Origin of the sequence: Arthrobacter sp. G.S.26 (genome assembly GCF_050847375.1) — a bacterium.
In the GTDB taxonomy this organism is placed as follows: Bacteria; Actinomycetota; Actinomycetes; order Actinomycetales; family Micrococcaceae; genus Arthrobacter.
On the sequence record NZ_CP193752.1, the window covers coordinates 3601759 to 3626817 of the forward strand.

General features: G+C 66.8%; 20 protein-coding genes. 13 read left to right on the forward strand and 7 right to left on the reverse strand.

Features of this window, described 5'->3' with window-relative positions; translation table 11 throughout:
• Nucleotides 1-32: 32 nt before the first annotated feature.
• Nucleotides 33-1439: an MFS transporter gene (locus ACRB8A_RS16590; RefSeq protein WP_432245144.1), complete on the forward strand. Its 1407-nt coding sequence runs from the start codon at nt 33-35 to the stop codon at nt 1437-1439.
• 4 nt (nt 1440-1443) lie between these two features.
• Here ACRB8A_RS16590 and ACRB8A_RS16595 read toward each other — a convergent pair whose 3' ends face one another.
• Both ACRB8A_RS16595 and ACRB8A_RS16600 read right to left on the reverse strand, forming a co-directional pair.
• On the reverse strand, nt 1444-3447 hold the full coding sequence (locus tag ACRB8A_RS16595) for a vWA domain-containing protein (protein ID WP_432245145.1): 2004 nt from the start codon (nt 3445-3447) through the stop codon (nt 1444-1446).
• A 15-nt stretch (nt 3448-3462) separates the two neighbouring features.
• Nucleotides 3463-4851, reverse strand: coding sequence for a sigma 54-interacting transcriptional regulator (locus ACRB8A_RS16600; RefSeq protein WP_432245146.1), 1389 nt, complete (start codon nt 4849-4851; stop codon nt 3463-3465).
• Nucleotides 4852-4952: 101 nt separating this feature from the next.
• Here ACRB8A_RS16600 and ACRB8A_RS16605 point away from each other — a divergent pair, with 101 nt between their 5' ends.
• Together ACRB8A_RS16605 and ACRB8A_RS16610 are read left to right on the forward strand one after the other, a co-directional pair.
• Nucleotides 4953-5660 carry a histidine phosphatase family protein gene (locus ACRB8A_RS16605; protein WP_432245147.1) on the forward strand — a complete coding sequence of 236 codons (708 nt, stop codon included), beginning with the start codon at nt 4953-4955 and terminating at the stop codon, nt 5658-5660.
• Nucleotides 5661-5688: 28 nt separating this feature from the next.
• Complete coding sequence (locus tag ACRB8A_RS16610) at nt 5689-6390, forward strand: SCO1664 family protein (protein ID WP_432245148.1); 702 nt, start codon at nt 5689-5691, stop codon at nt 6388-6390.
• A gap of 16 nt (nt 6391-6406) precedes the next feature.
• Here the strand turns inward: ACRB8A_RS16610 and ACRB8A_RS16615 are convergent, their stop codons facing one another.
• Nucleotides 6407-6742: a DUF3846 domain-containing protein gene (locus ACRB8A_RS16615; protein WP_285241782.1), complete on the reverse strand. Its 336-nt coding sequence runs from the start codon at nt 6740-6742 to the stop codon at nt 6407-6409.
• A gap of 426 nt (nt 6743-7168) precedes the next feature.
• On the opposite strand from ACRB8A_RS16615, the gene ACRB8A_RS16620 reads away from it, so the two are divergent.
• The gene (locus ACRB8A_RS16620) at nt 7169-7642 is read left to right on the forward strand and encodes a GNAT family N-acetyltransferase (protein WP_285241783.1); all 474 of its coding nucleotides are present in this window, start codon (nt 7169-7171) and stop codon (nt 7640-7642) included.
• Between the two features lie 77 nt (nt 7643-7719).
• Here ACRB8A_RS16620 and ACRB8A_RS16625 read toward each other — a convergent pair whose 3' ends face one another.
• Nucleotides 7720-8622, reverse strand: a complete 903-nt coding sequence (locus ACRB8A_RS16625; protein ID WP_056598325.1) for an NAD(P)-dependent oxidoreductase — start codon at nt 8620-8622, stop codon at nt 7720-7722.
• A gap of 95 nt (nt 8623-8717) precedes the next feature.
• Entirely contained in the window at nt 8718-9746 is a 1029-nt protein-coding gene (locus tag ACRB8A_RS16630; protein WP_056598326.1) for a substrate-binding domain-containing protein, read from the reverse strand.
• A 276-nt stretch (nt 9747-10022) separates the two neighbouring features.
• Between ACRB8A_RS16630 and ACRB8A_RS16635 the strand changes: the two genes are divergently transcribed.
• The 6 genes from ACRB8A_RS16635 to ACRB8A_RS16660 all read left to right on the forward strand — a co-directional run bounded on the left by ACRB8A_RS16635 (nt 10023) and on the right by ACRB8A_RS16660 (nt 16113).
• A complete protein-coding gene (locus ACRB8A_RS16635) occupies nt 10023-11375 on the forward strand; it encodes an NAD(P)H-dependent oxidoreductase (RefSeq protein ID WP_056598332.1) in 1353 nt (450 codons plus the stop codon).
• Nucleotides 11372-12637: an ABC transporter substrate-binding protein gene (locus ACRB8A_RS16640; protein ID WP_056598335.1), complete on the forward strand. Its 1266-nt coding sequence runs from the start codon at nt 11372-11374 to the stop codon at nt 12635-12637. The genes ACRB8A_RS16635 and ACRB8A_RS16640 overlap by 4 nt, the downstream gene beginning before the upstream one ends.
• Nucleotides 12638-12663: 26 nt before the next feature.
• Complete coding sequence (locus ACRB8A_RS16645) at nt 12664-13611, forward strand: carbohydrate ABC transporter permease (RefSeq protein ID WP_285241786.1); 948 nt, start codon at nt 12664-12666, stop codon at nt 13609-13611.
• Nucleotides 13612-13614: 3 nt separating this feature from the next.
• Nucleotides 13615-14505, forward strand: coding sequence for a carbohydrate ABC transporter permease (locus tag ACRB8A_RS16650; RefSeq protein WP_082484187.1), 891 nt, complete (start codon nt 13615-13617; stop codon nt 14503-14505).
• Between the two features lie 2 nt (nt 14506-14507).
• Nucleotides 14508-15719 carry an ABC transporter ATP-binding protein gene (locus ACRB8A_RS16655; RefSeq protein WP_432245149.1) on the forward strand — a complete coding sequence of 404 codons (1212 nt, stop codon included), beginning with the start codon at nt 14508-14510 and terminating at the stop codon, nt 15717-15719.
• An 82-nt stretch (nt 15720-15801) separates the two neighbouring features.
• Nucleotides 15802-16113 (forward strand): putative quinol monooxygenase, encoded by a 312-nt coding sequence (locus tag ACRB8A_RS16660; protein ID WP_056598349.1) that lies wholly within the window; start codon nt 15802-15804, stop codon nt 16111-16113.
• 72 nt (nt 16114-16185) lie between these two features.
• Here the strand turns inward: ACRB8A_RS16660 and ACRB8A_RS16665 are convergent, their stop codons facing one another.
• Nucleotides 16186-17379: an IS30 family transposase gene (locus tag ACRB8A_RS16665; protein ID WP_235504790.1), complete on the reverse strand. Its 1194-nt coding sequence runs from the start codon at nt 17377-17379 to the stop codon at nt 16186-16188.
• Between ACRB8A_RS16665 and ACRB8A_RS16670 the strand changes: the two genes are divergently transcribed.
• The 3 genes from ACRB8A_RS16670 (at nt 17341) to ACRB8A_RS16680 (ending at nt 21413) form a co-directional block, all read left to right on the forward strand.
• Complete coding sequence (locus ACRB8A_RS16670; RefSeq protein ID WP_157371076.1) at nt 17341-17739, forward strand: hypothetical protein; 399 nt, start codon at nt 17341-17343, stop codon at nt 17737-17739. The two genes, ACRB8A_RS16665 and ACRB8A_RS16670, sit on opposite strands and share 39 nt — an antisense overlap.
• Before the next feature lie 171 nt (nt 17740-17910).
• Entirely contained in the window at nt 17911-18468 is a 558-nt protein-coding gene (locus tag ACRB8A_RS16675) for a hypothetical protein (RefSeq protein WP_432245150.1), read from the forward strand.
• Nucleotides 18465-21413: an ATP-binding cassette domain-containing protein gene (locus ACRB8A_RS16680; RefSeq protein WP_432245151.1), complete on the forward strand. Its 2949-nt coding sequence runs from the start codon at nt 18465-18467 to the stop codon at nt 21411-21413. Before ACRB8A_RS16675 ends, ACRB8A_RS16680 begins: the two co-directional genes overlap by 4 nt.
• On the opposite strand, the gene metH is transcribed toward ACRB8A_RS16680, so the two are convergent.
• Nucleotides 21403-25041, reverse strand: coding sequence for a methionine synthase (gene metH, locus ACRB8A_RS16685; protein ID WP_432245152.1), 3639 nt, complete (start codon nt 25039-25041; stop codon nt 21403-21405). The two genes, ACRB8A_RS16680 and metH, sit on opposite strands and share 11 nt — an antisense overlap.
• Nucleotides 25042-25059: the final 18 nt, after the last annotated feature.

Below are 25059 nucleotides of genomic sequence, written 5' to 3' on the forward strand. Positions count from 1 at the left end.
CGCGGGGGCCTGTTGTCCGTAAACTGGAGCCCATGACCGAGCACAAACCGGATCCCCTGGTGGCTGCGGGTCCCGGGCTCGCCGATGCCCCAGCCAACACCAGTCACCTGCGAACCCCGGCAGAGCGGTCCCGCACGTTTACCGGGATCCTGGTCAACACTGCCTTGGCAAACATCACCACCAGCTACCTCTGGTTCGCCCTGACGTTCTGGGTCTATCTGGAGACGCGGAATGTGATTGCCACCGGGGTTATCGGCGGGGCGTACATGCTGCTGATCGCGCTCTCCAGCATCAGCTTCGGCACTTTTGTGGACCGGTACCGCAAGCTGGCGGTGATGCGCTTTGCCGGTGGCTTCACCCTGGTGATGTTTGTCGTCGCCGGAATCATGTTCCTGCTGACGCCGGAGGCCGACCTGCTGGACCTGGTCCAGCCGTGGTTCTGGATCTTTGCCGTGATCATCCTGGTGGGGGCGGTGGTGGAAAACCTGCGCAACATCGCCCTGTCCACCACCGTCACCATCCTGATCGATCCTGACCGGCGGGCCAACGCCAACGGACTGGTGGGCATGGTGCAGGGCCTGGCGTTCATCGCCACGTCGGTCATCTCCGGCCTGTCGGTGGGCCTGCTGGGCATGGGCTGGACCATCGCCGCGGCCCTGGTCCTGACAGCCGTGGCATATGTCCACCTGCTCACCGTACGGATGCCGGAGGAAACCCAGCCTGTAGCCACGGATGCCCAAGGTGGATTCGACCTGCGCGGATCCATGGCCGCCGTTCTGGCCATTGCCGGCCTGTTCGCGCTGATCCTGTTCTCCACCTTCAACAACCTCATCGGCGGCGTGTACATGGCCCTGATGGATCCTTACGGCTTGGAGATGTTCCCGGTTGAGCTGTGGGGCGCCTTCCTTGCGCTTGGGGCCACCGGATTTGTTATGGGCGGGGCACTCGTGGGCAAGTTCGGCCTGGGCTCCAACCCGCTGCGGACCCTGCTGTTCGCGGTGATCCTGATCGGCCTCTTCGGCGCAGTGTTCACCTTGCGGGAATGGCCGTGGCTGTACATCGCCGGGATCTGGCTCTATATGGTGATGATTCCGTTTGCGGAGGCAGCCGAGCAGACAATCATCCAGCAGGTGGTCCCGCTGCCGCGGCAGGGCCGGGTATTCGGTTTAGCCATGGCCTTCGAATCTGCGGCAGCACCCATCACTGCGTTCCTCATCGCCCCGTTGGCGGAGTTGTGGATCATCCCGTATGCCAGGTCCGCGGAGGGCGCGGCACAGCTGGCCCCGCTGCTGGGCGAGGGCGTGTCCCGCGGCATTGCCCTGGTGTTCCTGATGGCCGGGATCATCCTGATGGCTGCGGCGGCGCTGGCGTTCCTCACCCCGGTGTACCGCCGGGTCTCGGAAACGTACCGGCGCGGCCCCATCGAGGCAGGGCAATAGGCGCCTAGAACGCCCAATCGGAGTCGCCGTAGGCCCGGCCGCGGAAGTGCGCGCGGAGGTATTCGCCCACCACCGCAGCGCCGAGCTCGCCGGCTTCGGGCGCCACCACCCGGCCGTCAACGCGGCGGGCCATCCGCTGGATAAACCGTTCCAGGCCCGGGTCGTCGCCCAGCCGGAAGAAGGTGGCCTGCGCGCCGGCACGTCCCACCCTGTCCAGCTCGTCCACGGTGGCGCGGATGGTCGAGGGGTGCGGCGGCCAGGAAAACATGGATTCGCCGTCAGGCAGCAAGTGGGCAGTGGGTTCGCCGTCGGTGACCACCAGCAGCACCGGCTGCATGGCCGGGTGTTTCCGGAAGAACCGGCTGGCCAGCAGCAGCCCGTGGTGCAGGTTGGTGCCCTGCTCGCGGAAGGCCGGCAGCGATGTCAGCCCGCCGATGTCCATGGTCTGGGCGTACCGGCCAAACGTGATCAGCTGCAGTTTGTCGCCCCGGAACCTTGTGGACACCAGGTGGTGCAGGGCCAGCGCCGTGCGTTTCATGGGCACCCACCGCCCCTCGGCGGCCATCGAGAAGGACACGTCGACCAGGAGGACGACGGCGGCCTGCGTGCGTTCCTCGGTTTCCGTCACCTCGATGTCGTCCACAGCCAGTCGGACGCCGCGGCCCGGATCGCCGCCGTCGGCGATGGTCCGGCGGATCGCGTTGGTGATGGTCCGGGTGACGTCCCACGGCGCGTTGTCGCCGAACTCCCACGGCCGGCTGGATCCGGTCTGGTCGCCGGCGGCACCGGCCTCCCGCGTCTCCCGCCTGCCCTGGCGCCCGGACAGCTGCTTGGCGGCATCACGCAGCAGCGACCTGCCCAGCCGCCGCATCGCCTGGGGCGAGAGCCGGAAGTCGCCGTCCGCACCCTTGGTGAGGTAGCCGCCGTCGTGCATTGCCTTTTCAATCGCCGCCAGCGTGCGTGCGCTGACCGCCGCGTCTTCCCCCAACTGGCGGGCCAGGGCGTCCAGGTCCACGTCGTCCATGTGGGAGCTGTCGAAGTCCTGGCCCAGCTGGTCCGCCAACTGGTCCAGCTCGGCAAGGTCCTGGAGCACGCCCGTGCCGTCGCCCAGGCCCATGCCTTCCTGGCCTTCGAACCGCTCTGATCCGTTCCAGTCCTCCCCCGGCCGCAGGGCCTGCAGGGTCTCGTCCAGCTGGCCCAGCTGGGCCATCATGTCCTGGGAGCCGAAGGCCTGGGCGGAGAGCTGCATCAGCTCGTGGCGCTGTTCCGGGGTCATGGACTGCATCAGCCGCTGGGCTGCCGCCGCGCGCTTGGCCAGCGCATCCACCAGTTCCTCGACGTTCCGGGGATTCTCGGGGAAGTGCTCGCCGTGCTTGGCCATGAACTCCGCAAAGTCCGCCGGGGTGTCCGCCTTCCGGCGGTGCTTGTCCAGGAGTTCGTTGAGGTCGGCCAGCATGGCGCTGATGGCTGCCCGGTCCTGGTCCGTGGCCCCTTCCAGGGCCTGCTTCATCCCGGCGAAGCGCTGGTCCAGGACCTCGCGGCCCAGCAGGTCCTTGATCTTTTCGTACGCCTCGCGGGCCGTGCTGGATTGCCAGTCGTAGGAGGCCAGCTCGTTGACCGCCGCCGCCGTGGACTGGGGCAGGTTCTGGATCTGCATCTCGCGGAAGGCCCGGTCCGTGTTGTCCATCATGGCGTCCCGGGCCAGCTGCTTGCGTTCCTCCAGTACGGCCGTGTCCAGGAGTTTTTTCACTTCAGTGAGCGTGCCGTTGAGGTTGTGCTTGCCCAGCAGGTCCTGGCGGCGCTGCTGGATCCGGCCGGCGAGCTCGTCCAGGCCTTCCTGGTCCAGGCCGCCGCGCCGCAGGTATTCCGTCAAGGCACGCCGCGGCGAGTAGCCCGCCATCACGTCCTCGGCCACGGCATCCAGCGCCTCCGTCAGGTCAACGGGCGGCGCCAGCGGGTCCGGCCCGCCGCGGTAGCGGCCATAGCGGGAGCGGGGATGAAGGCTCATGGCGCGTGCCTGTCCTTAGCCGTAGATGGTGGCTTCGTGGTCGGACTCCTTGGAGATCCGGCGGCCAAGGTAGAGGCCCTCGAGGGCCAGTTCGACGGCGGCGGCCCGCTGGCCGTCGTTTTCGGCGCCGAGGCGCTTCCCGATTTCGTCGTAGAGGCCCGATCCGTTGAGCGAGGGCAGGTTCGCCAGGAATTCCTTGGCGGTCACCAGCTCGCCGGTGGTTACCGTGGAGTGCCCGTCCAGGGCGGCCACCAGGGGCGCCAGGTCCAGGCCCTGGAAGTGTTCCCGGACTGCTTCCGCGGTAGCGGTGCGCAGGAGGTGGTCCAGGATGTCCTGCTCGCGGCCTTCCTCGCCGGATTCAAACTCGATCTTTCCGGTGAGCACCTCCACGGCGGCGTCCAGATCGATGATCCGGGCCACGGCCTGATCCTCGCCGCGGACGCTGGCGCGCCGCAGCGCGGCCGCAGCAACGGTCTCGGCCCCGGCGATGGCGAACCGCGCGGAAACGCCGGAGCTCTGGTTGATGGCCGGGGATTCACGCAGGGCCCGGGTGTAGCGGGCCAGGATCTCCAGGATCACGGGCGGCACGCTGGCCACCAGGTGGCCCTCCTGCTCGATGACCGCCACCTCATCCTCAAGTTCAAGGGGGTAGTGCGTGCGGATTTCGGCGCCGAACCGGTCCTTGAGCGGGGTGATGATCCGGCCGCGGTTGGTGTAGTCCTCGGGGTTGGCGGAAGCCACCACCAGGACGTCCAGCGGCAGGCGCAGGACGTAGCCGCGGATCTGGATGTCCCGCTCCTCCATCACGTTCAGCATGGAGACCTGGATGCGTTCGGCGAGGTCAGGGAGTTCGTTGATGGCCACAATGCCGCGGTTGGAACGCGGGATCAGGCCGTAGTGGATGGTTTCCGGGTCCCCCAGCCGGCGGCCCTCGGCCACCCGCATGGGGTCGACGTCGCCGATCAGGTCCGCCACGGAGGTGTCCGGCGTCGCGAGTTTCTCCACGTAACGTTCCGAACGGTGCCGCCAGGCCACCCGCAGCCGGTCCCCTTCGGTGAGGGCGCGGGCGCGGGAGGGCCCGGTGATGGGTTCGTAGGGGTGCTCGTTCAGCTCCGAGTCCTCGATAACCGGGGACCATTCGTCCAGCAGCCCGGCCAGGGTGCGCAGGAGCCGGGTTTTGCCCTGGCCACGTTCGCCCAGCAGCACCAGGTCATGCCCGGCGATCAGGGCGCGCTCCAGTTGGGGGATAACGGTCCGGCTGAAGCCGAACATGCCGGGCCACGGGTCGCGGCCCGCCGCCAGGGCGGAGAGGAGGTTGTCGCGGAGTTCTGTCCGCAGGTCCTTGTGAACATGGCCGGAGGCACGCAGTTCACCAACAGTGAAGATCTCAGGGCGTTCAGTCACTTCTCCACCGTAGACCTGTTCGCTGGGCCGATGGGGTGATCCGAAACATTTGTGCACGCGGGACAAGTTTTGGTCCGCTGGCAGTACTACGCTGATTCTTGATGACTGCTGCAGCCCAGCCGGCCCCGCCGGAATCCGCCCCGTCCACCGCTCCCACCACTCCCGCCGCTCCCGCCGCCAAGCCTGTGGTGACGCTTGTGCTCCTGGTCCGCCATGGCGAAACGCCCACCACCGGGCAGGTGCTGCCGGGCCGGGCCCCGGACCTGCACCTCTCGGAGCGCGGCCGGGCCCAGGCGGAACGGGTGGCCGAACGCCTTGAGGGGCTTCCGGTCACCGCCGTGTATTCCTCGCCGTTGGAGCGCGCCCAGGAGACGGCGGGGCCGACGGCGGCCGCCAACGGCCTGGAAATCCAGCCGGCCGACGGGCTGCTGGAGTGCGACTTCGGCGACTGGACAGGTGCCGAGATTTCCCGCCTGGCTGCCTTGCCTGAGTGGCGGACTGTGCAGTCCAGCCCGTCAACGTTCCGCTTCCCCAACGGCGAAAGCTTTCCGGAGATGCAGGACCGCATGGTGGGTGCCCTGGAGGAACTGGTGGCGGCGCACCCTGGGGGCGTAATTGTTTGCTTTTCCCACGCCGACACCATCAAGGCGGCCGTGGCCCACGCTGTTGGGACCCCCCTGGACCTGTTCCAGCGGATCATGATCAGCCCGGGCTCAATGTCCGCGGTGTCGTTTGTGGACGGCCGGGCAGCGTCGGTGCTGATGGTGAATTCATATACGGAGCCGTTGAGCGGACTGAGGCCGCAGTGACAGGGTTTTCCGCCGCCAGGGGTATGCCGTGACGGACCGGGACCTGGCGTTGCTGACCTTGGGCGAAGTGGAGCTGGTGGGCCAGTTTGCGCGCAGCAGCAACGCCACGTTCCTGGTCCGCCTCAGCCATGGGGACGAGGTAGCACAGGCGGTCTATAAACCAGAGGCCGGCGAACAGCCGCTGTCCGACTTCGATCCAGGGCTGTACAAGCGAGAGCGGGCGGCGTACCTGCTCAGTGAGGCTTTGGGCTGGGGCATGGTGCCGCCCACGGTCATCCGGGAGGACGTGCCCCTTGGCGTGGGGTCCCTGCAGTGGTTTATCGACTGCGATTTCCGGGAGCACTATTTCACGTTGGCGGCGGAGGACCCGTCCACCCATCCCGAACTGGCCCGGATGGCTTTGTTTGACTTCATTTCCAATAACACGGACCGCAAAAGCGGGCACGTACTCCGCGGTGGCGACGGCCGGATCTGGGGCATCGACCACGGATTGTGCTTTTCCGCTGCCTTTAAGCTGCGCACGGTCATTTGGGACTTTGCCGGCGAAGCAATTCCGGACGGGCTACTGGCAGATATCGCGCCCCTCGCCGAGGCCGTTCCTGAGGAGTTGGCCGGGCTGCTCGACGACGATGAAAACGCGGCCCTGAAGCGGCGGGCCCGCCGGATTCTGCAGGACGGGACACTGCCCGTGGACCTGACGGGCTCCCGCTACCCTTGGCCGCTGGTGTAGCGGGAGGCGCAAGCGTTCAGGCTGCCAGTGCCTGCTCGAACAGGGCTTCCGCCAGCCGGATGAGTCGCAGCGGCGCGTCCACTTCCTGGCCGCGGCTGCAGTGACCCAGGAAAACCGCTGTGCCGTTCAGGACCTCTTCGAGATGAACACCGGCTTCCCGGGCCAGCACTTCGGCCCGGATGTTCTGCGGCAGGCGGTTGCCTTCGTCGCTGACGTAGGCATGCCAATCACGGGTACTGATTGCTTCGATGTTTCCCGACATCAACCGCTGAAGTGCCGGCATGTCCGTATCGACGGATTCGAGGCGTACCGGCTGTGTGAGTTGAGCCGGGATGATCAGTGCGTTGCACATGCTTTTCATGGCTGGGCCCGCTAGCGCTGGTTCTTGCGCGGTTTTATGAAACTGATTTCACTGCTCTCGGTTTTGGCCCTTTTATCGGCCCTTTTTTCGAGGATGGATTTTCCCGCTTTTTTGACATTGCTGCTTTTAGGCGATTTACCCGACACTGGAATCACATCTTTCTCTGTGGTGCTTGTCCCCAATACCATACACACTTATATTTTTATTGCCAGTCACGCAGAAAATGGTTACCTAGAGGGAATTTCCGGCAACCAATTCGAAAACTTCTGAATTTTTACGGTATAAAAGCCGACTTTGTGAACTTTCTGCATTTTCGCTTCCGGAGGCCGCATTCACTGAACTCGCCTGCGTCTTTCCCGGCTGTGCTTCCAGGCGGCGCGTGCCGCGCCTCCGCTGCGCCCGGTAAATTTGGAACTGATGATTCTTATAGACCGGGACAGCCCCCACCGCGACGATGTCCACCTGCTCCTGAGCGAGCACCTTGCAGACATGTTTGCCACCTCACCGGCCGAAAGCGTCCATGCCCTGGACCCGGCAGCCCTGGCCGGACCGGACATCAGTTTCTGGACGGCACGGGAGGGCGGCGCCCTGCTGGGGTGCGGAGCCCTCAAGGTCCTCAAGCCGGTGCCTGGCCAGGCTGCTTCTGCCGAGCTGAAGTCCATGCGCACTTCGGCGCAGGCGCGGGGGCGCGGCGTCGCCACCCTCATGCTCCTGCACATCCTGGCCGACGCCCGGGCCAACAGCCTGGAGCGGGTGTACCTGGAAACCGGCACCGAGGACTACTTCGCTCCAGCCCGGCGGCTGTATGCGCGGCATGGCTTCACCGATTGCCCGCCGTTCGCGGACTACCGGCCGGATCCCAACAGCGTCTTTATGGAGCTGCAGCTCTGAGTCCAAACACCGGCGGAGCCCCCAAGTAGCTGGCAGTAGATGTCGTTATGAGCGCTCATAACGACATCTACTGCTACCTAGTTGGCGGAGAGAGCGCGGCGGGCCAGCGACCGGTGGATTCCGGTGTGGTCCAGTGCGCCGTCGCCCTGGGCCACCATGTCGGCGAACAGGTCTCGGACGGTGCCGCTGAGGGCCAGGTCCAGTCCGCGGGCCTGCGCGACCTCGGCGATGAACCCCAGGTCCTTGAGCTGGTTGTTGGCGCTGCCGCCGCCGTCGAAATTGTCCTCCACCCAGCGCTGTCCCTTCTGCCGCAGGACTGCCGAATCGGCCAAGCCGCCCCTGAGGAGCTCCAGCACAACGTTTACGTCGAGGCCGCCCTGCCGGGCCAACAGCATCGCCTCGGAAACTGCTGTCACTGTGGCGGCCACAACGATCTGGTTGCAAGCCTTGGCGAGTTCCCCCGAGCCGCTGGGTCCGAGGTACCGCACGGTAGTGCCCATCGACTGGAAGGCAGGTTCCAGGTCGTTTGCCGCGCCGGCGTCGCCACCCACCATGATGCTGAGAGTGCCATCCTCCGCGCCCATCGTCCCGCCGCTGACGGGCGCATCGAGGACTGTCACTCCGCGGGCCTTCAGGCGTTCGGCAAAGCCGGCCACCGCCACCGGCGACACCGTGCCGTGGACCACCAGGACAGGACTGCTGATGCCCTTGGCGTCCCAGCCCGCCAGCAGGCCGTCCGGACCGCCCAGCAGACTGTCCACTTGTTCCAGATCGGGAAGGACGGTGAGGACGACGTCGGACGCGGCCTCAGCGGGCGTCATTGCCGCGCGTGCGCCCAGGGCCGCCAGGGGTTCGGTTTTCGCTGCCGTCCGGTTCCACACCGTGAGGTGGGGCGCGAAGGCCAGGAGCCTGCGGGCCATGGGTGCGCCCATGGGCCCGAGACCCAGGAGGGCGTAGGAGCGGGAGGTAGTCTGCGTCATGTCAGTCCTTTGGGTTCGGCGCCGGTGCTGCCGCAGGCAGCCGGTGCAGGGTGCGGCGGCACGCGGCCGCGGGAAGGGTAGAGCGGAACGACTTGTCAGGCGCGGACTTTGAGCCGGCCCACGCTGGCGCGTTCAATGAGTTCGGCATCCACCCGCACCACCGTAGGCTTGCCGGGCGTCCTGCCACCCGGGTTGGCCAGGGCAAGGCGAACGGAGTGCCGGGCAAGGAGGTCAATGGGCTGTCGGACGATGGTCAGCGGCGGCGTCATCAGTTCCGTCCAGGGCGAATCCTCGAAGACGATCACGGAGAGTTCCGCCGGGACGGACACCCCGGCATGGGCCAGCCGGCCCAGTACAGCCGTCACCTGGGCGGTGTTCGCCACCACCACTGCGGTGGGTGGCTCGTCCAGGTTCAGGAGCGCGCTCATCGCATCTCCTCCGGCGGTGCCGCGGAACGCCGCCGACCGGACCAGGAGATCATCCCGCTCCAGCCCCGCAGCGTCAAGGGCCTGCCGGTAGCCGGCGATGCGGTCCCGGCCCGTGGTGGATTCTGCCGGCCCGGAAATCATCGCGATCCGCCGGTGTCCGTGCGCAGCCAGCAGGGCCGTGGCGGACCGCCCCGACTCCACGTTGTTGATGGTCACCACATCCACGTCAGCCAAGGCAGGGATGGAGCGGTCAACAAACACCACGTCCGTTCCCATGTCCTGGAGCCTCTTCCAAATATCCAGGTTGTTCCCCGTGGGGGTGGCGATGATGCCGCTGACCCGGCGTTCGATCAGGGTGGAAAGCCGCTCGGATTCGAGCTGGTCGTCCTCCTGGGTGGTCATCAACAGCACCTGGATGCCGCGGGAGTGCGCTTCCTGGACCACTTGGTCGGCAAGGCGGGCGAAGAAGGGATTCGAAACATCCGCCAGGAGCAGGCCCAGGGTGGTGGGCGGGCCGTGCTTCAGCTCCCGGGCGGCCGTACGCGGGTGGTAACCCAGGGTAGCCATGACCTCGTGAACCCGGTCCCGGGTTGCGGCAGCCACCGGCCCCGACCCGGGGTTGAGCACCCGCGAGACCACAGCGACGGATACTCCCGCCGCCGCAGCAACGTCGCGGATGGTGGGCTGCTTCTGCACGTGTACTCCTCGGTCGGCTACTGCAGCTCTGCCGTCAAGTCCGGCAGGAACTTTTTCAGACTAGGGTATTGACCTCGTCCGGCAGGTATGAAATAAAAGTGGAACCGGTTCCATTATGTTTACTTCCGCAGTGAATGTCTACCACCGCACCCCTCGGATTCCACCGGCACCACCCCGCCGGCCCCGAACGCCACAGCCTGCCGCAACGCTGCACAGGCACCGGCGCACACCACTGGCCGTCCAGCACGGACGCAGCCAAACCACCGAAAGGCGATTATGAACCTCCACAAACTCCTGACCCAGCGCGAGGCCGACGGCGCCCCGATCCGTGTGGGCCTGATCGGTGCCGGCCGCTACGGAACCATGTACCTGGCGCAGGCACGCAACATCCCGGGCATCCACGTGGTGGCCATTGCCGACATCAACGCCGAGCGGGCCAAGGGTGCACTGAAGCTCGTCGAGTGGCCCGATGAAGCCTTTGTTGACGACATCGAAACGGCCCTGGCCACCCGTGCCACCACTGTTGTGACCGACGCCGCTGCCCTGTTCGACGCCGAACTCGACGTCATCGTAGAGGCCACCGGCAACCCGATCGTTGGCATCAACCACGCGCTGCGCGCCATCGAAACCGGCAAGCACATCATCATGGTCACCGTCGAGGCGGACGCCCTCGCCGGACCTGCCCTCGCCAAACGCGCCCGGGAGGCCGGCGTCGTCTATTCCCTCGCCTACGGCGACCAGCCCGCCCTGATCTGGGAACTCGTGGACTGGGCGCGGACGTCGGGCTTCGACGTGGTCTGCGCCGGCAAGGGCGCCAAGTACCTCTCGCACTACCACGGCATGAATCCGGACAATGTGTGGGAAAACTGGGAGTTCTCCAAGGAGCTGACCGATTCCGGCCAGCTCAACCCGTACATGCACACCTCCTTCCGCGACGGCACCAAGGCAGCCATCGAAATGGCGGCGGTAGCCAACGCCGCCGGCCTGCGCCCCTCCGATGAGGGCCTCACCTTCACCCCCGGCGACGTCGAGGAAATCGCCACGATCTGCCGGCCGGCAGCCGACGGCGGCGTCCTCAGCCATGCAGGCAGCGTCGATGTGATGTCCAGCGTGACCCGCGCCGGCGACTGGATCCCCCACAACACCCAGGAAGGCGTCTTTGTGGTGGTCAAGGCCACCAACAAGTACGTCTCCGGCTGCTTCCAGGAATACCCCTGGCACCCGGACCCCACCGGCCAGTACGCCGCCCTGTACCGCCCGTACCACTACGTGGGCCTGGAACTGAACGTCTCGATAGCGAACGCCGTGCTCCGCGGAGTAGCCACGGGCGCGCCCGAAGGCTTCCACGCCGACGTGGTGGCCTGCGCCAAAAAAGACCTCAAAGCGGGTGAAATCCTCGACGGCGAAGGCGGCTTCACCGTCTGGGGCAAGCTGATCTCGGCTGAGAAGTCCGTCCGGGACCGCGCCCTGCCGGTCGCCATGGCCCACCATGTCAAACTCGTCAACGACATCCCCGAAGGCGGCATCGTGGGCTGGGACGACGTCGAGATCGACACCTCGCTGGACCAGGCGCTGAAGCTGCGCCGCGAGACCGAGGCCCTGGCCCTTGATGTGGTGCCGGCGACATGATCGACAGGCGCACATTCCTGGGAGCGGCCGGAGCCAGCCTGCTGCTGGCCGGCTGCGGCGCCACCCCGGCTTTGGACCCCAACCGGGCGGCGTCAGCCGGCGGCACCCTGAAGTTCGGCAGCTGGCAGTGGCTTGAGCCGGGCCGCGGCGAGGCCATGTGGAAAGCCGTCCAGGCCTACCAGAAGAAGAACCCGTCAGCCGTGCTGGCCCAAAGCACCACCCCGTTCCTCTCCTTCGCCGACAAGCTCAACACCGAACTTGGCGGCAAGGGCGGCCCTGACATCTTTGTGGTGCAGGACGTGAACTTCTACCCCCTGGCCGACGCCGGCATCCTGGCTCCGCTGACCTCGGTGGTCGAATCCCACAAGGGCACCCCGTTCAACCACACCATCAAGTCCGGCGAGGTGAACGGGGTGCAGTACGGGATCACCTGGGAGCGGCTCAACTGGAACTTCTTCTGGAACCGGGGCCTGCTGGAAAAGGCCAACGTGGCACCGCCCACCACTGTGGCTGAACTGATTTCCGCCGCCGGGGAGATCAGGAACGCCACCGGCCTGGACGGGTTCGGGGTTCGCCACCAGATGACCGAGTTCGATTCCTGGTTCATGGACTTCGACGTCTGGACCTACGGGTTCGGCGGATCGTGGTCCGACGGGTCCCGCCCCACCATCGATTCGAAGGAAAACATCGCCGGGGTGGAGGCCTTCGGGGAACTTTACCGGTCCGGGGCCATGCCCATCGGCGACGACGCGTCCACCATGCGCACCAAGTTCCGTGAGGGCAGGCTCGGCATGATGATCGATGTCTCCTCCACGGTGGCGGGCATCCTGCGCTCCTCCAAGACGCTGAAGTCCGAGGACATCGGCTTCGCCGACCGGATCCCGCTCCCCAGCCCATCCGCCCACCAGGAGATCGTGCTGGCCGTGAACGGGTTCGGCAAGAACAAGAACCTTGCCGTCGACTTCGTCGGCTGGGTGGGCTCCGATGAAGGCCAGGCGGAACTCCGCACCGCCATGGGACCGTCCACCCTGGCCACCGACGTGCCGCTGGCGCCCGATTACGCGGCGGCAAACCCGTGGGCCAAGGCGTTCATCGACCTCGCCGCCGACTCGCGCAGCCCCCTTATCAAGGGCTATGAGGCGCAGACCAAGGCCATCATGCGCGAAGTCATGACGCAGGTGGAACGCTACCTCGTAGACGGCGGCGACGCTGCCAAGGCACTCGCCACCGCACAGACACAAGTAACTCAGCTGATCGGCTGAGCAGACCTAGGCAAAGGATCCGGGCAATGTCGCTCCGAACTTCGATCTCCCCGCCCGCCGTGGCGCAGCCGCCAATACAGGATGCGCCTTCCCGGCATCACATGTGGCAGAAAATCTCCCCCTACATCTACGTCGGCCCGGCCGTCATCTACCTGATCATTTTTATGATCATCCCCGTGGTGCAGGGAATCCAGCTCAGCTTCACCAAAACCCCGCTGGTACGGCCGGACGGCGGCACCGGCGTGGGGCTGGAGAACTATGCCAAACTGCTGGGCAGCCCCCAGTTCTACAACTCCCTGGGCGCCACCGTCCTGTACACGGCCGCCACGGTGCTGTTCGCCGTCGTCATCGGTACCGGGTCGGCGCTGCTGCTGAACCGCGCATTCAAGGGCCGCACGGTGGTGCGGGCAATCATCACCTTCCCGTGGGCCGTGCCCACAGTGGCCACCGCCTTGATTTTCGGCTGGATCTTCAACCGTTCGGATGGTGTCCTCAACGAGGTGGTGGGCGTGATGGGCATCGGCCAGCAGGGCTGGCTGGTGGACCCCAAGTTCGGCATGGCCGCCGTGGTCCTGACCTCCGTCTGGAAAGTCATGCCACTGGTGATGCTGGTGGTCCTGGCCTCGCTGCAGTCCATTCCCACCGAACTGTATGAAGCCACCAGGATGGACGGCGCCGGCGCGCTGGAAACCTTCCGGGCCGTCACGTGGCCACACATCGCCCCCACGGTCCGGGTGGTCACCCTACTGATGACCATCTGGTCCATCCGCCGCTTCGAGATCATCTACCTCCTCACCGGCGGCGGCCCCGTGGACAGCACCAATACCTTGGTGGTCAACGTCTACCGGCAGGCCTTCAGCAACCAGGAACTGGGCCGCGCCGCAGCCATCGGTGCCCTGGGCCTGGTCCTGTCCCTGCTGGTCACGGTTGTCTACTTCATCATGGAACGGCGCACTGCCGCCAAGGAGGCCTGAGCTATGAGCACCAAAGAAGCACCCCCGGTCCTCCACGCTCCCGCCCGGCGGCGGCTCAAGGCGCCGGGACAACGGAACTTCAGCAAGCCCGTCCGGTTGCTCCTGCTGGCCGCCCTGGTCCTGTTCTCCGGCTTCCCGCTGTACTGGATGCTGAACACTGCCCTCAGCGTGGACTCGGAACTTTATGGCCAGGCGCAGGGCTGGTGGCCGCACTGGGAACGGCTGGCCGACTTCGGTGAACTGATCGGCACCGTCCCGATTTTCAAGTGGCTCACCAACTCGGTGGTCATCGCCGGCGGCACCACACTGCTGTCCCTCGTTTTCGCTGTCCTGGCCGGATATGCGCTGTCCCGGTTCAAGTTTTACGGCAAGGGAGCCGCTGGGTTCCTGCTCTTCGCCACCCAGATGCTGCCGGAGGCGCTCCTGGTGGTCCCCATTTATGCCTTGTTCGCATCATTGGGGCTGCTGAACGGGATGGGCGGCCTGATCCTGGCCAACGTGGCGTTCACCATGCCGGTCAGCGTCTGGATCATCAAGGGAGCCATCGATGCCATCCCATACGAAATCGAGGAAGCTGCATCCGTTGACGGCTGCCCCAGGGTTACCATCCTTTCCCTGGTCCTCACCCCGTTGATCCTGCCCAGCGTTGCCGCTGCCGCCGTCATCAACTTCTTTGACGGCTGGAACGAGTTCCTGCTGGCCAAGACGTTCATCGCCGAGCGGGACCTGTGGCCGGCGTCGGTGGGCCTGGCCTCGTTCGTTGGCCAGTACCTGACCTCGCTGAACTCCGTCATGGCAGCAGCGCTGCTGTTCACACTGCCGGCGCTGATCTTCTTCCTCCTTGTCCAGCGTCGCATCGTCTCAGGCCTCACGGCCGGCTCAGTCAAAGGTTGATCATGGCAAAGCTCTCATTACGCAACATCAGCAAACGGTTCGGGGACACCAAGGTGATCCACGACTTCAGCGCCGAGGTGGACAACGGCGAGTTCCTGGTCCTGCTAGGCGCTTCCGGATCCGGCAAGTCCACCCTGCTGCGCATCATTGCGGGCCTGACGGACGCCACCGCGGGGGACGTCATCTTCGATAACCTCAGGGTCAACCGGCAGAGCCCGCGCGAGCGGGACGTCGCCTTTGTTTTCCAGTCCTACGCCCTGTACCCGCACCTGACCGTCCGGGAGAACATCGCGTTCCCGCTGGCGCTGGACAAGTTCAAGGGCTGGCACCACATTCCGGGCATCAGCACCATTGCACGGCGGGTGTTTGGTTCCTCGAAGGACATCGCCAAGCAGGTGTCCGGGGTCTCCGCCATGCTGGAGCTTGACCAGTACGCGGACCGCAAGCCGGGCGGCCTTTCCGGCGGCCAGCGCCAGCGCGTGGCATTGGCCCGGGCCCTAATCCGCAACCCATCAATGTTCCTGCTGGATGAGCCGCTGTCCAACCTGGATGCAAAACTCCGGGCGGAACTGCGCGGCGAAATTGTCCGGCTGCACCGCCTGACCGGCAAGACGTTCGTTTATGTCACGCATGACCAGGTGGAAGCCATGACCATGGCCACACAGATCGTCATCCTGCACAACGGCGTGGTCCAGCAACACGCCACGCCGCAGGAGATCTACACCCGACCGGCCAACACATATGTGGCCAGGTTCATCGGCAGCCCGCCCATGAACCTGATGGCCGCTGCCGTGGTTGACGGCCAGCCTGTGGTTGGCGGACTGACGTTGGCGGCTCCGGACGGTCCCGGGGTTGGTCAACCCCGGTTTGGCGATGGGGGCGTTACCGTGGGCGTTCGCCCGGAACACCTCAGCGTCACCGTGGACGGAGGGAGGCAGGGCCTGCCCGGCACTGTCCGGCGGATCGAGGACCTCGGGGCGGACACCCTCATCGGGGTCCAGCCGGACCCCGCCCTGGACCTCAAGACGTGGGAACTAAACCGTGACGAACTCATCTGGATCCGCCAGGCCGGGCAATCCCGGCTGATGGCCGGCGACGCCTGCACCGTGGTCCCTGAGCCCGGGAAGGCCAGCTACTTCGACAGCACCACCGGCGAAAACCTCGCACCGGCCGGCCGGAACTCTGATGCCGGGGCAGTGCCGCTGGGCGCCTGACCCTGGCCCACGCCCCCATTGTCCCGTCCCCACCTGTCCCGTCCCCCACCGGATGAACCCACCCAGCAAAGGAAAAGCACCCATGACCATCGTTGTGACTGCGGCATTCACCCCCAACGAAGGCTTCTACCAGCAGGTGGTGGACGCCCTGGCGCCGGCCATCGCCGAAGTCCACCAGGAGCCCGGCTGCCTGCTCTACGCCATCCATGAATCACCCAACGGCCAGATCCTGATGATCGAGAAGTGGACCAGCGCGGCGCTGCTGGACGCCCACGGCGCCGGCGAACCCGTCCAGCGGCTTAACGCTGCGCTGGAGGGCCTGCTGGCAAAGCCGGTCGAGGTCACCCGCCTCGTACCCATTCCCGTCGGAACCGCCGCCCAGGGCGCGCTCTAAGCACACCTGGTACAAGGAAGCGGACGACGCCGGGTGGGCGGTTTCTAGGGGTCGTTGCAACAGCGTTGGTGGCTAGGTGGTTGTTAGTAGATCACGCAGGCGCTCGGCCGGGGTATCCCAGCCGAGCGTTTTGCGTGGGCGGGCGTTGAGTTCCTGGGCGACGTGCTCGAGGTCTTCGGGTCCGTAGACAGAGAGATCGGTGCCTTTGGGGAAGTATTGCCGGAGCAGCCCGTTGGTGTTCTCGTTGGAGCCGCGTTGCCAGGGGCTTGCTGGATCGCAGAAGTAGACCTGTATGTCTGTGGCGAGAGTGAAGGATTTGTGGGCTGCCATTTCCACGCCCTGGTCCCAGGTCAGGGATCCGCGGAGGTGGGCCGGCAGGGTGGACATCGTGGCGATGAGTCCGTCCCTGACGGATTCCGCGGTGTGATCGGTTGGCAGGTGGACCAGCATGACGTAGCGGGTGGAGCGTTCGACCAGGGTTCCGATCGCTGACTGGTTCAGCGCCCCGGTGATTAAGTCCCCTTCCCAATGTCCGGGCACTGCCCGGTCCTCGATTTCGGGAGGCCGTTCGGAGATCATCACCATGGGATCGACGAACCGAGGCCGTCGCTCGTCGCCGTTTCTGTGAGGCTTCCGGCGAGCCCGGCCGGTCCGCAGGGCGGTCGCGAGTTCTCTACGCAGCCCGCCCCGGCCCTGAAGGTAAAGCGCCTGGTAGATCGTCTCGTGGGTCACGCGCATCTCCTGATCATCGGGAAAGTCCCTGATCAAAGTCTTGCTGATTTGTTCCGGCGACAATCGCAGGAGCAGTTTCGCTTCGATATGGTCACGCAGCCGGGGCAGGACCAGGATCTTGCGTTCTTTTGGTCTTGGCCGGCGGGAGGCAGCTTTGCGGTGGGCTGCGTAGGGTTGGTACCCGATCACAGGCTGGCTATTGCGGGCGAACTCCCTGCTGACCGTTGATGGCGAGCGGCCGAGTGCGGCCGCGATGGCACGAAGTGATGCCCCGGAGGAGCGGAGGTCCCGGATCCTTTCCCGGTCCTGCAGCGACAGGAACCGCCCGTCGAGGGTCTTGTCCAGAGCGTCGAGCCCTGGAAGGGATATGCCCCGGACGCCCGGGGTGGTGGTTGTGCTCACTTCACGTGTGTAGTCCACGGACCGCCCGCCAGGATAGATGCGTCCATTCCTGGTTTTGCGGATTCCAACGTCCCACTCCTCAGCTGTGGTCTGGTGGATTCCCAGAGCTGCTGCGGCCTCGCGCCGGGACATACCGGCATCCCGGAGGCGGCGGAAGTCTTCGCGCTGCGGTCGGTCAGAGCGTTTGCGGGCTCTCCCGGCTTTCTGCATCCACCGATAGCAAGTGTTCCGGTTCAACCCGAGTTCACTGGCAGCAGCGGTGACACTGCCGGCCCGTTGCAGAACAGTAAAAAACAGGTCCTTCTTTTCCTGCGTGTGCTTTTCTCGCCCAGCCCCAATCCCTGCCTTGTGGGTCCACTGATAGCACGTCATCTGATTGAACCCGAGCTCCTCCGCAGCAACTGCCACCGAGCCAACCCGGTCGAAAACAGCAAAGAAGCGGTCCTTCTGTTCCTGCGTGTACTTTCTCTTCCCCGACGCTTTCCTGATTAAAGACGGCACGGTCGTTGCAACTCCCAAAATCTAGGGGTGTTGCAACGACCGCTAGAACCCAAGGTGCCCACCCGCCGTCGTCCGCTTCCGTTTCGTGCCGGGGACAAAAGTCCGGCGTCACACAAGGGAACGGCCTCCGGTTCCGGACCGGCTACGCCTAATCTTGGACTCGTGACCTTGACTACCCTTCGCACCGCCGCCGCGAGCTCGCTCGCCGCCGCAGGTCTCCTGTTCAGCCTCGCTGCCTGCTCCGCGCCGACCGCCACCCCGCCGTCGTCCTCCGCCCCCGCGGCCAGCGCCTCCGCGTCGGCGAGCGCCGACAACGCTTCCTGCACCGGGGTCAAGGTAATTGTGGATTCGGGTGCCCTGAAGCAGGACGCCGCCACCACGTCCGTGTGCGTTCCCGCGGATGCGGCCACGCCCGCCGCCAAGGTGCTGGCGGAGGCAAAGGTCAAGACCGAGGGCACCGTCCAGTACCCCACCGAACTGGTGTGCCGGGTGAACGGCGTCCCCGCCGCGGATCTGGAGATCAAGCACAAGGAAGGCACGTACAAGGAAGAGTGCAAGGGAATGCCTGCCGCGTTCGCTTACTGGGCCATCTGGGTCAAGCCCAGCGGCGGCGCCTGGGAGTACGCGCAGGAAGGCCTCGCCACCCTGCAGGTCAAGCCGGGCGAAAGCCTGGAGCTGCTGTACTCGGTCGACGGCGAACCGGCCGCCCCAGCGGCATGAGTTTCCGGCCCGCGCCGTTGCGAGCAGCGGCGGTTCTTGCCGCCGTGTTCATCGCGGCGCGGGTCATCTACCGGGTCCTCTTCAACGGCGCGGGCCTGGGCGAACCGCTCCTGTTTGACCTCCCGGCGGTAAGGCTGCCCGCGCCGTTTGCGCACGTGGCGGTGTTCGGGCCGGTCAGCGGCCCGGGGCTCTGGGCTGCCGCGGCGTCGGCGTTCCCCATCGCCGCCACCATCTTGGGCTTCGGTGTGCTCAATTCGCTGGTGGACATCTCCCGCGGCTTCGTCCGGCTGGCCCGGCGCGGGCCGTTGCAGGGCGTGGCCCGGACGCTGGTGGTGGCGTGGGCCGCCCTGCCGGCATTGGCAGACGCCGTTTCCTCCGTCCGCCTGGCCTTCCGGCTCCGCGGCGAACGGTTTGGGCCTCGTGCCCTGGTGCCCATCCTGGAGCGCACCCTGGAACATGCCGGCAGGGTTGCAGCCGCGCTGGAACTCCGCGGTTTCGGCGCCGCCCGCAGGCACACGCCCGACGGCGGTCCGCGCCCTGGTGCGCCGCTCACCATCCGCGACGCGCACTTCAGCATTGGTGACACCAGGATCGAGGTCACGGAATTTGTCCCGCGGCCCGGCGTGACTGTGGTTACCGGCGCCACGGGGGCCGGGAAATCAACGGTGCTCAGGGGCACCGCCGGGCTCCTGTCCCATGTGGATGGCGGCAGCATCAGCGGTACAGTCCGGGTGGGCTGGGCTGACCGCGCCGCCGTGCCGCCCCGCGAGACGGCCCGGCAGGTTGGTGTGGTCCTGCAGAATCCGCGGGCGGCGTTTGCCACCAGCCGGGTGCGGGACGAGATCGGCCTGGCCCTGGAGCTGCGCGGCCTGGCCCCCGCGGCCGCCAAATACCAGGTCCGGGAGGCAGCGGAACTGGTGGGTGTTACCGCCTTGCTTGACCGGAACCTCAGCACCCTTTCCGCAGGCGAAGCCACGTTGGTGGCCATCGCCGCCGCCGTGGTGGACAGCCCGTCCTTGCTCCTGGTAGACGAACCCCTGGCAGATCTCGATGCTGACGCCCGGGACCGCGTCATCACTGTCTTAGCCAGCCTCGCCCTGGACGCTGGGATCTGCGTGATTGTGGCAGAGCACCGGGCCGCGGCGCTCACTGCTGTGGCGGACGCCTGGTGGACGGTGGTGGACGGCGCGCTGCTGCCCGGGACCCCGCCACCCGCCGCGGCAGCCGAGGCAGTCGCAGCCGAGCAAACCGCAACAACAGCCCACCCATCCAAGGCTCCGGCGCACTTCGCCGGGGAACCCGTCCTCGAAGCCAGCGGCCTGGCAGTCCACCGCAAGGGCGCCACGTTAGTTCGCGACGCCAACCTGGCGCTGCATCGCGGAACCATCACGGCGCTGGTGGGGCCCAACGGCGCCGGGAAATCGTCGCTGCTGGTGGCGCTGGCGCTCGGCGAAGGAACGGACCGGTCCACCGCGAAACCGCCGGTGCAAGGAGCCGCCTCGGGAGGACGGACCCGCGACGTCCGGGTGGCGCTGGTACCTGATGCCTCGGACGACCTTTTCACCCGGGACACGGTTGCCGGCGAACTCCGCGCCGCCGAGCGGAGGATCTCGAAAGCCAGGCGAACCGACGCTCCCCTGGCACCCGGCACCGCCGCCGCGCACCTGTCCCGCCTGCGCGGCGGGGCGCCCATGCCGGACGGCAACGAACACCCGCGGGATCTCTCCGCAGGTGAGCGGCGGATCCTGGCCATCGCCCTGCAGACCCTGGACCGGCCGGAGGTTTTGCTCATCGACGAGCCCACCCGCGGCTTGGACCCGGCCGCCCGCGCAGCCGTCGCCGCAGCGCTCCTGGCAGCGGCGGAGCAGGGAGCCGCGGTCCTGATCGCCACCCACGATCTTCCGTTCGCCCACAGCCTGGCTGCCCGGATCCTGCCGATGCGCGACGGCGTCGCACCGGCACGGGCGTTAGCACCCAACCCGACTCCGGCAGATGCTCCCGGCCCCGTCGCAGCATCGGCCTGGCCACCACGCACGGCGCAGGAGGTCCCGGCGGCAGCGTCACCGGCCGCGGTGTCCCCGGCGGCACAGGTATCCGCCGCGGCTGCGGCATCCCGGCCGCGCCGGGTCCGGCTCCCCCGCGGCGGCGAACTGCTGGTCCTCGCTGCCGCGAACCTCCTGGCCCTCGCCGCATTCTGCTGGCCGCTGCTGGGGACCGCCCTCCCGAAGGATGCCGCGGCGGCGCTGCCGTTCGCGGCACTGGCCATCGCCCCGGTGGCCGCTGTCGCCGTCGTCCTGGCCCTGGACGGTTCCGTCCGTTCCGCCCATACGGTGGCGCTGCTGGGGGTCCTGGCCGCGGTGGGTACGGCCGTGCGGGTGGCGAGTACCGGCGTCGGCGGCGTGGAAGCGGTGTTTATCCTGCTGATCCTGGCCGGGCGGGCGTTTGGTGCGCGGTTCGGGCTGCTGCTGGGCGCCGCCACGATCGCCGTTTCGAGTGTGGTGACCGGCGGCCTGGGGCCGTGGACGCCGTTCCAGGTGTTTGCGTGCGCGTGGGTGGGCGCCGGGGCCGGGCTGCTGCCCAAGGGCGTGCGCGGCAGGGCGGAACTGTGGCTGCTGGCCGGGTACGGGGCAGTGGCGTCATACCTGTTCGGGCTGCTGACCAACCTGTGGTTCTGGCCGTTTGCGGTGGGGTACGGCACGGGGATTTCCTACCAGCCAGGCGCGCCGCTGGGCACCAACCTGTCCAGCTTCCTGCTGTATTCGCTGCTGACCTCGACGGCGGGCTGGGACACCCTGCGTTCCGTCACCACCATCATTGGGATTGTGGTGGTGGGCCGGGCCGTGCTGGCCGCGTTCAGGCGGGTGAAGCCGGTCTCCAGCCTAGGCGGGAACGGTGCAGTGACGCGTTCCGCCCCGGCCAGGGACCGGCTGCAACTCACACCTTGAAGTACTTGGCCTCCGGGTGGTGGAACACAAACGCATCGGTGGACTGCTCAGGGTGCAGCATCAGCTCGTCGCTGAGGACCACGCCCATCCGCTCGGGCTTCAGCAGCTCCACCACCTTGCGGCGGTCCGCCATGTCCGGGCACGCCGGGTAGCCCAGGGAGAACCGGGCGCCGCGGTAGTCGAGTTTGAACAGGCCGGCCTTGTCCTTGGGTTCCTCGGCGGCGAAGCCCAGTTCCTTGCGGATCCGGGAGTGCCAGAACTCGGCCAGGGACTCGGTGAGCTGCATCACCAGGCCGTTGAGCTCGTAGTAGTCGCGGTAGGCGTTGGCGGCGAACATCTTGGAGGTGAACTCCTCGATCTTCGAGCCGGCGGTGACCAATTGCACCGGCAGCACGTCGATCTGGCCCGACTCGCGGGAGCGGACAAAGTCGGCCAGGCACAGGTGCCGGTCGCGGCGCTGGCGCGGGAAGGTGAACCGCAAGCGCTCGGTGCCGATCGGGCCGCCCGAGCCACCGTCCGGGGCGAGGAGCCCCGGCGTGCCGAGGACGCCGTCGCGGTCTTCCCCGTGATGCAGCACCACCACGTCCTCGCCTTCGGTGAACACGGGGAAGTAGCCGTAGGCCACGGAGGCGTCCAGCATGCCCTCGCCCAGGATGCGGTCCAGCCAGTAGCGCAGGCGCGGCCTGCCCTCGCGTTCCACCAGTTCCTCGTAGGAGGCGCCGTCCTCGCCGCGGCCGGGCTTGAGGCCCCACTGGCCCATGAAGGTGGCCCGCTCGTCCAGGAAGCTGGCGTAGTCATTCAGGGCCACGCCGCGCACAATGCGGGTGCCCCAAAACGGCGGCGCGGGAACAGCGTTGTCAGCCACGACGTCGGACCTGCCGGGCATGGCTTCGGGCTCGGTCACGGTGAACCTGGGGCCGCTGTTGTGGATGCGCTTCTTGAGCGGCGGGAGGCCGACGGCGGCCGGGTCGGCGCCGCGGGCCACCCGCACCAGCGGTTCCATCAGCGCCAGGCCCTCGAAGGCGTCCTTGGCGTACCGGACTGTGCCTTCGAACTGCTCGGCGAGGTCCTGCTCCACGTAAGCGCGGGTCAGGGCGGCGCCGCCCAGGATGATGGGCCACTTCCTGGCCAGGCCGCGGGACTGGAGTTCGGCGAGGTTTTCCTTCATCACCACGGTGGATTTCACCAGCAGCCCGGACATGCCAATCACATCCGCATTGTGTTCCTCGGCGGCGGCCATAATCTCGGCGATGCCCTGCTTGATGCCGATGTTGATGACTTTGTAGCCGTTGTTGGTGAGGATGATGTCCACCAGGTTCTTGCCGATGTCGTGCACGTCGCCGCGGACAGTGGCGATCACCATGGTGCCCTTGCCGGAGGAGTCCGACTTCTCCATGTGCGGCTCCAGGAGGGCCACGGCGTTTTTCATCACCTCGGCGGACTGCAGCACAAACGGCAGCTGCATCTCGCCGGCACCGAAGCGCTCACCCACCACTTTCATGCCTTCAAGGAGCTGGTCGTTGATGATGGCCAGCGGGGACATGCCTTCGCTGCGGGCCAGGTCCAGGTCCGCTTTCAGGCCCTTGCCTTCGCCGTCGACGATACGGCGCTGCAGGCGTTCGCCGGTGGGTAGCGCGGCGAGTTCGGCGGCGCGCTGGTCCTTCAGCGCCGCGGTGTCGACGCCGGCGAACAAGTCCAGCATGATGGCCAGCGGATCGTACGTGACGTTGCCGTCGTCGTCGTATTCGCGGCGGTCGTAGACCAGGTCCAGGGCGACTTTGCGCTGTTCCTCCGGGAGGGACGCGAGCGGGACGATCTTCGCGGCGTCGATGATGCCGCTGGTGAGGCCGGCCTGGACGGCTTCGTGCAGGAACACGGAGTTCAGCACCATGCGCGCGGCGGGGTTGAGGCCGAAGGAGACGTTGGAGACGCCGAGGGTGGTGTTGATGCCGGGGTATTTGGTGCTGATCTGGCGGATGGCCTCGATGGTTTCGATGCCGTCGCGGCGGGTTTCCTCCTGGCCGGTGGCCACGGGGAACGTCAGTGCGTCCACGATGATGTCCTCGACGCGCATGCTCCACTCGCCCACCAGGGAGTCCACCAGGCGGGAGGCGATGGCCACCTTGCCGTCGGTGGTGCGGGCCTGGCCCTGTTCGTCGATGGTCAGGGCGATCACGGCGGTCCCGTGTTCCTTGACCAGCGGCATGATGCGGGCGAAGCGGCTGTTGGGGCCGTCGCCGTCCTCGTAGTTGACGGAGTTGACCACCGGGCGGCCGCCGATGAGTTCGAGGCCGGCCTGCAGCACGGGAGGTTCGGTGGAGTCGATGACCAGCGGGAGGGTGGAGGCCGACGCGAACCGGGAGACGACCTCCTTGATGTCCGCGACGCCGTCGCGACCTACGTAGTCGATGCAGACGTCCAGCAGGTGCGCGCCGACGCGGACCTGCTCGCGGGCGATATCCACGCAGTCGTCCCAGCGCTCTTCGAGCATCGCCTGGCGGAAGGCCCTGGAACCGTTCGCGTTGGTGCGCTCACCGATGGCGAGGTAGGCGGACTCCTGGTCGAAGTTCACGTGGTGGTAGAGGGAAGCGATGCCGGCTTCGCGCTCGGTGGGGGTCCGGGCCGGGCCGTTACCAGCTTTCGTCTCCTGCTTGCGGAAGGGCGCAAGGCGTTCGACGACGGCGGCCATGTGTTCCGGCGTCGTACCGCAACAGCCGCCCACCAGGCCCAAGCCGAATTCGCGGACGAACTGTTCGTGGGCGGTGGCGAGTTCGGTAGGCGAGAGCGGGTAGTGGGCGCCGTTGGGGCCGAGGACGGGCAGGCCGGCGTTGGGCATGCAGGCGATGGCGACGGTGGACTGTTTGGAGAGGTGGCGGAGGTGCTCGCTCATCTCGTCCGGGCCGGTGGCGCAGTTCAGGCCGATGGCATCGACGCCGAGCGGTTCGAGGGCGGTGAGTGCGGCGCCGATTTCGGAGCCCATGAGCATGGTGCCGGTGGTCTCGACCGTCACTTCGACGAAGATGGGGAGACGGCTTCCCTTGGCGACGATGGCCTGTTTGCAGCCGTTGACGGCGGCCTTGGTCTGCAGGAGGTCCTGGCTGGTTTCGATGAGGAACGCGTCCGCACCGCCGTCGATGAGTCCCTGGGCTTGGAGCGCGAAGGTCCGCTTGAGGTAGTCGTAGCTGGTGTGGCCGAGGCTGGGGAGTTTGGTGCCGGGGCCCATGGAGCCGAGGACCCAGCGCATGCGTCCGTCTATTGCTTCCGCTGCTTCGGCGCGTTCGCGGGCGATCCTGGCGCCTTTGTTTGCCAGTTCCTCGATCCGGTCATCGATGCCGTAGTCGGAGAGGTTGGACCAGTTGGCGCCGAAGGTGTTGGTTTCCACGGCGTCGATGCCGGTGGCGAAGTAGGCGTCGTGGATGTCGGCGAGAACGTCCGGCCGCGTGTCGTTGAGAATCTCGTTGCAGCCCTCGAGGCCCTGGAAGTCCTGCTCGAGCGAGAGGTCCCGGCCCTGCAGCATGGTCCCCATGGCGCCGTCGGCAATGACCACCCGGTTGTTGACCGCATCCAGGAGCGCCTGCGCGCGGACGGTGCGGGCGACAGAGTCTATATCAAGCGCGAAGCGAGGCATCTCAACAGGTTACGTGTG

Coding starts and splice junctions, on each gene's coding strand:
- ACRB8A_RS16655 (WP_432245149.1), top strand. CDS start 14,508: ATGGCAAAGCTCTCATTACGCAACATCAGCAAACGGTTCGGGGACACC.
- ACRB8A_RS16605 (WP_432245147.1), top strand. CDS start 4,953: ATGACTGCTGCAGCCCAGCCGGCCCCGCCGGAATCCGCCCCGTCCACC.
- ACRB8A_RS16650 (WP_082484187.1), top strand. CDS start 13,615: ATGAGCACCAAAGAAGCACCCCCGGTCCTCCACGCTCCCGCCCGGCGG.
- ACRB8A_RS16640 (WP_056598335.1), top strand. CDS start 11,372: ATGATCGACAGGCGCACATTCCTGGGAGCGGCCGGAGCCAGCCTGCTG.
- ACRB8A_RS16620 (WP_285241783.1), top strand. CDS start 7,169: ATGATTCTTATAGACCGGGACAGCCCCCACCGCGACGATGTCCACCTG.
- ACRB8A_RS16615 (WP_285241782.1), bottom strand. CDS start 6,742: ATGTGCAACGCACTGATCATCCCGGCTCAACTCACACAGCCGGTACGC.
- ACRB8A_RS16645 (WP_285241786.1), top strand. CDS start 12,664: ATGTCGCTCCGAACTTCGATCTCCCCGCCCGCCGTGGCGCAGCCGCCA.
- ACRB8A_RS16635 (WP_056598332.1), top strand. CDS start 10,023: ATGAACCTCCACAAACTCCTGACCCAGCGCGAGGCCGACGGCGCCCCG.
- ACRB8A_RS16665 (WP_235504790.1), bottom strand. CDS start 17,379: ATGTCCCGGCGCGAGGCCGCAGCAGCTCTGGGAATCCACCAGACCACA.
- ACRB8A_RS16595 (WP_432245145.1), bottom strand. CDS start 3,447: ATGAGCCTTCATCCCCGCTCCCGCTATGGCCGCTACCGCGGCGGGCCG.
- ACRB8A_RS16590 (WP_432245144.1), top strand. CDS start 33: ATGACCGAGCACAAACCGGATCCCCTGGTGGCTGCGGGTCCCGGGCTC.
- ACRB8A_RS16680 (WP_432245151.1), top strand. CDS start 18,465: ATGAGTTTCCGGCCCGCGCCGTTGCGAGCAGCGGCGGTTCTTGCCGCC.
- ACRB8A_RS16625 (WP_056598325.1), bottom strand. CDS start 8,622: ATGACGCAGACTACCTCCCGCTCCTACGCCCTCCTGGGTCTCGGGCCC.
- ACRB8A_RS16660 (WP_056598349.1), top strand. CDS start 15,802: ATGACCATCGTTGTGACTGCGGCATTCACCCCCAACGAAGGCTTCTAC.
- metH (WP_432245152.1), bottom strand. CDS start 25,041: ATGCCTCGCTTCGCGCTTGATATAGACTCTGTCGCCCGCACCGTCCGC.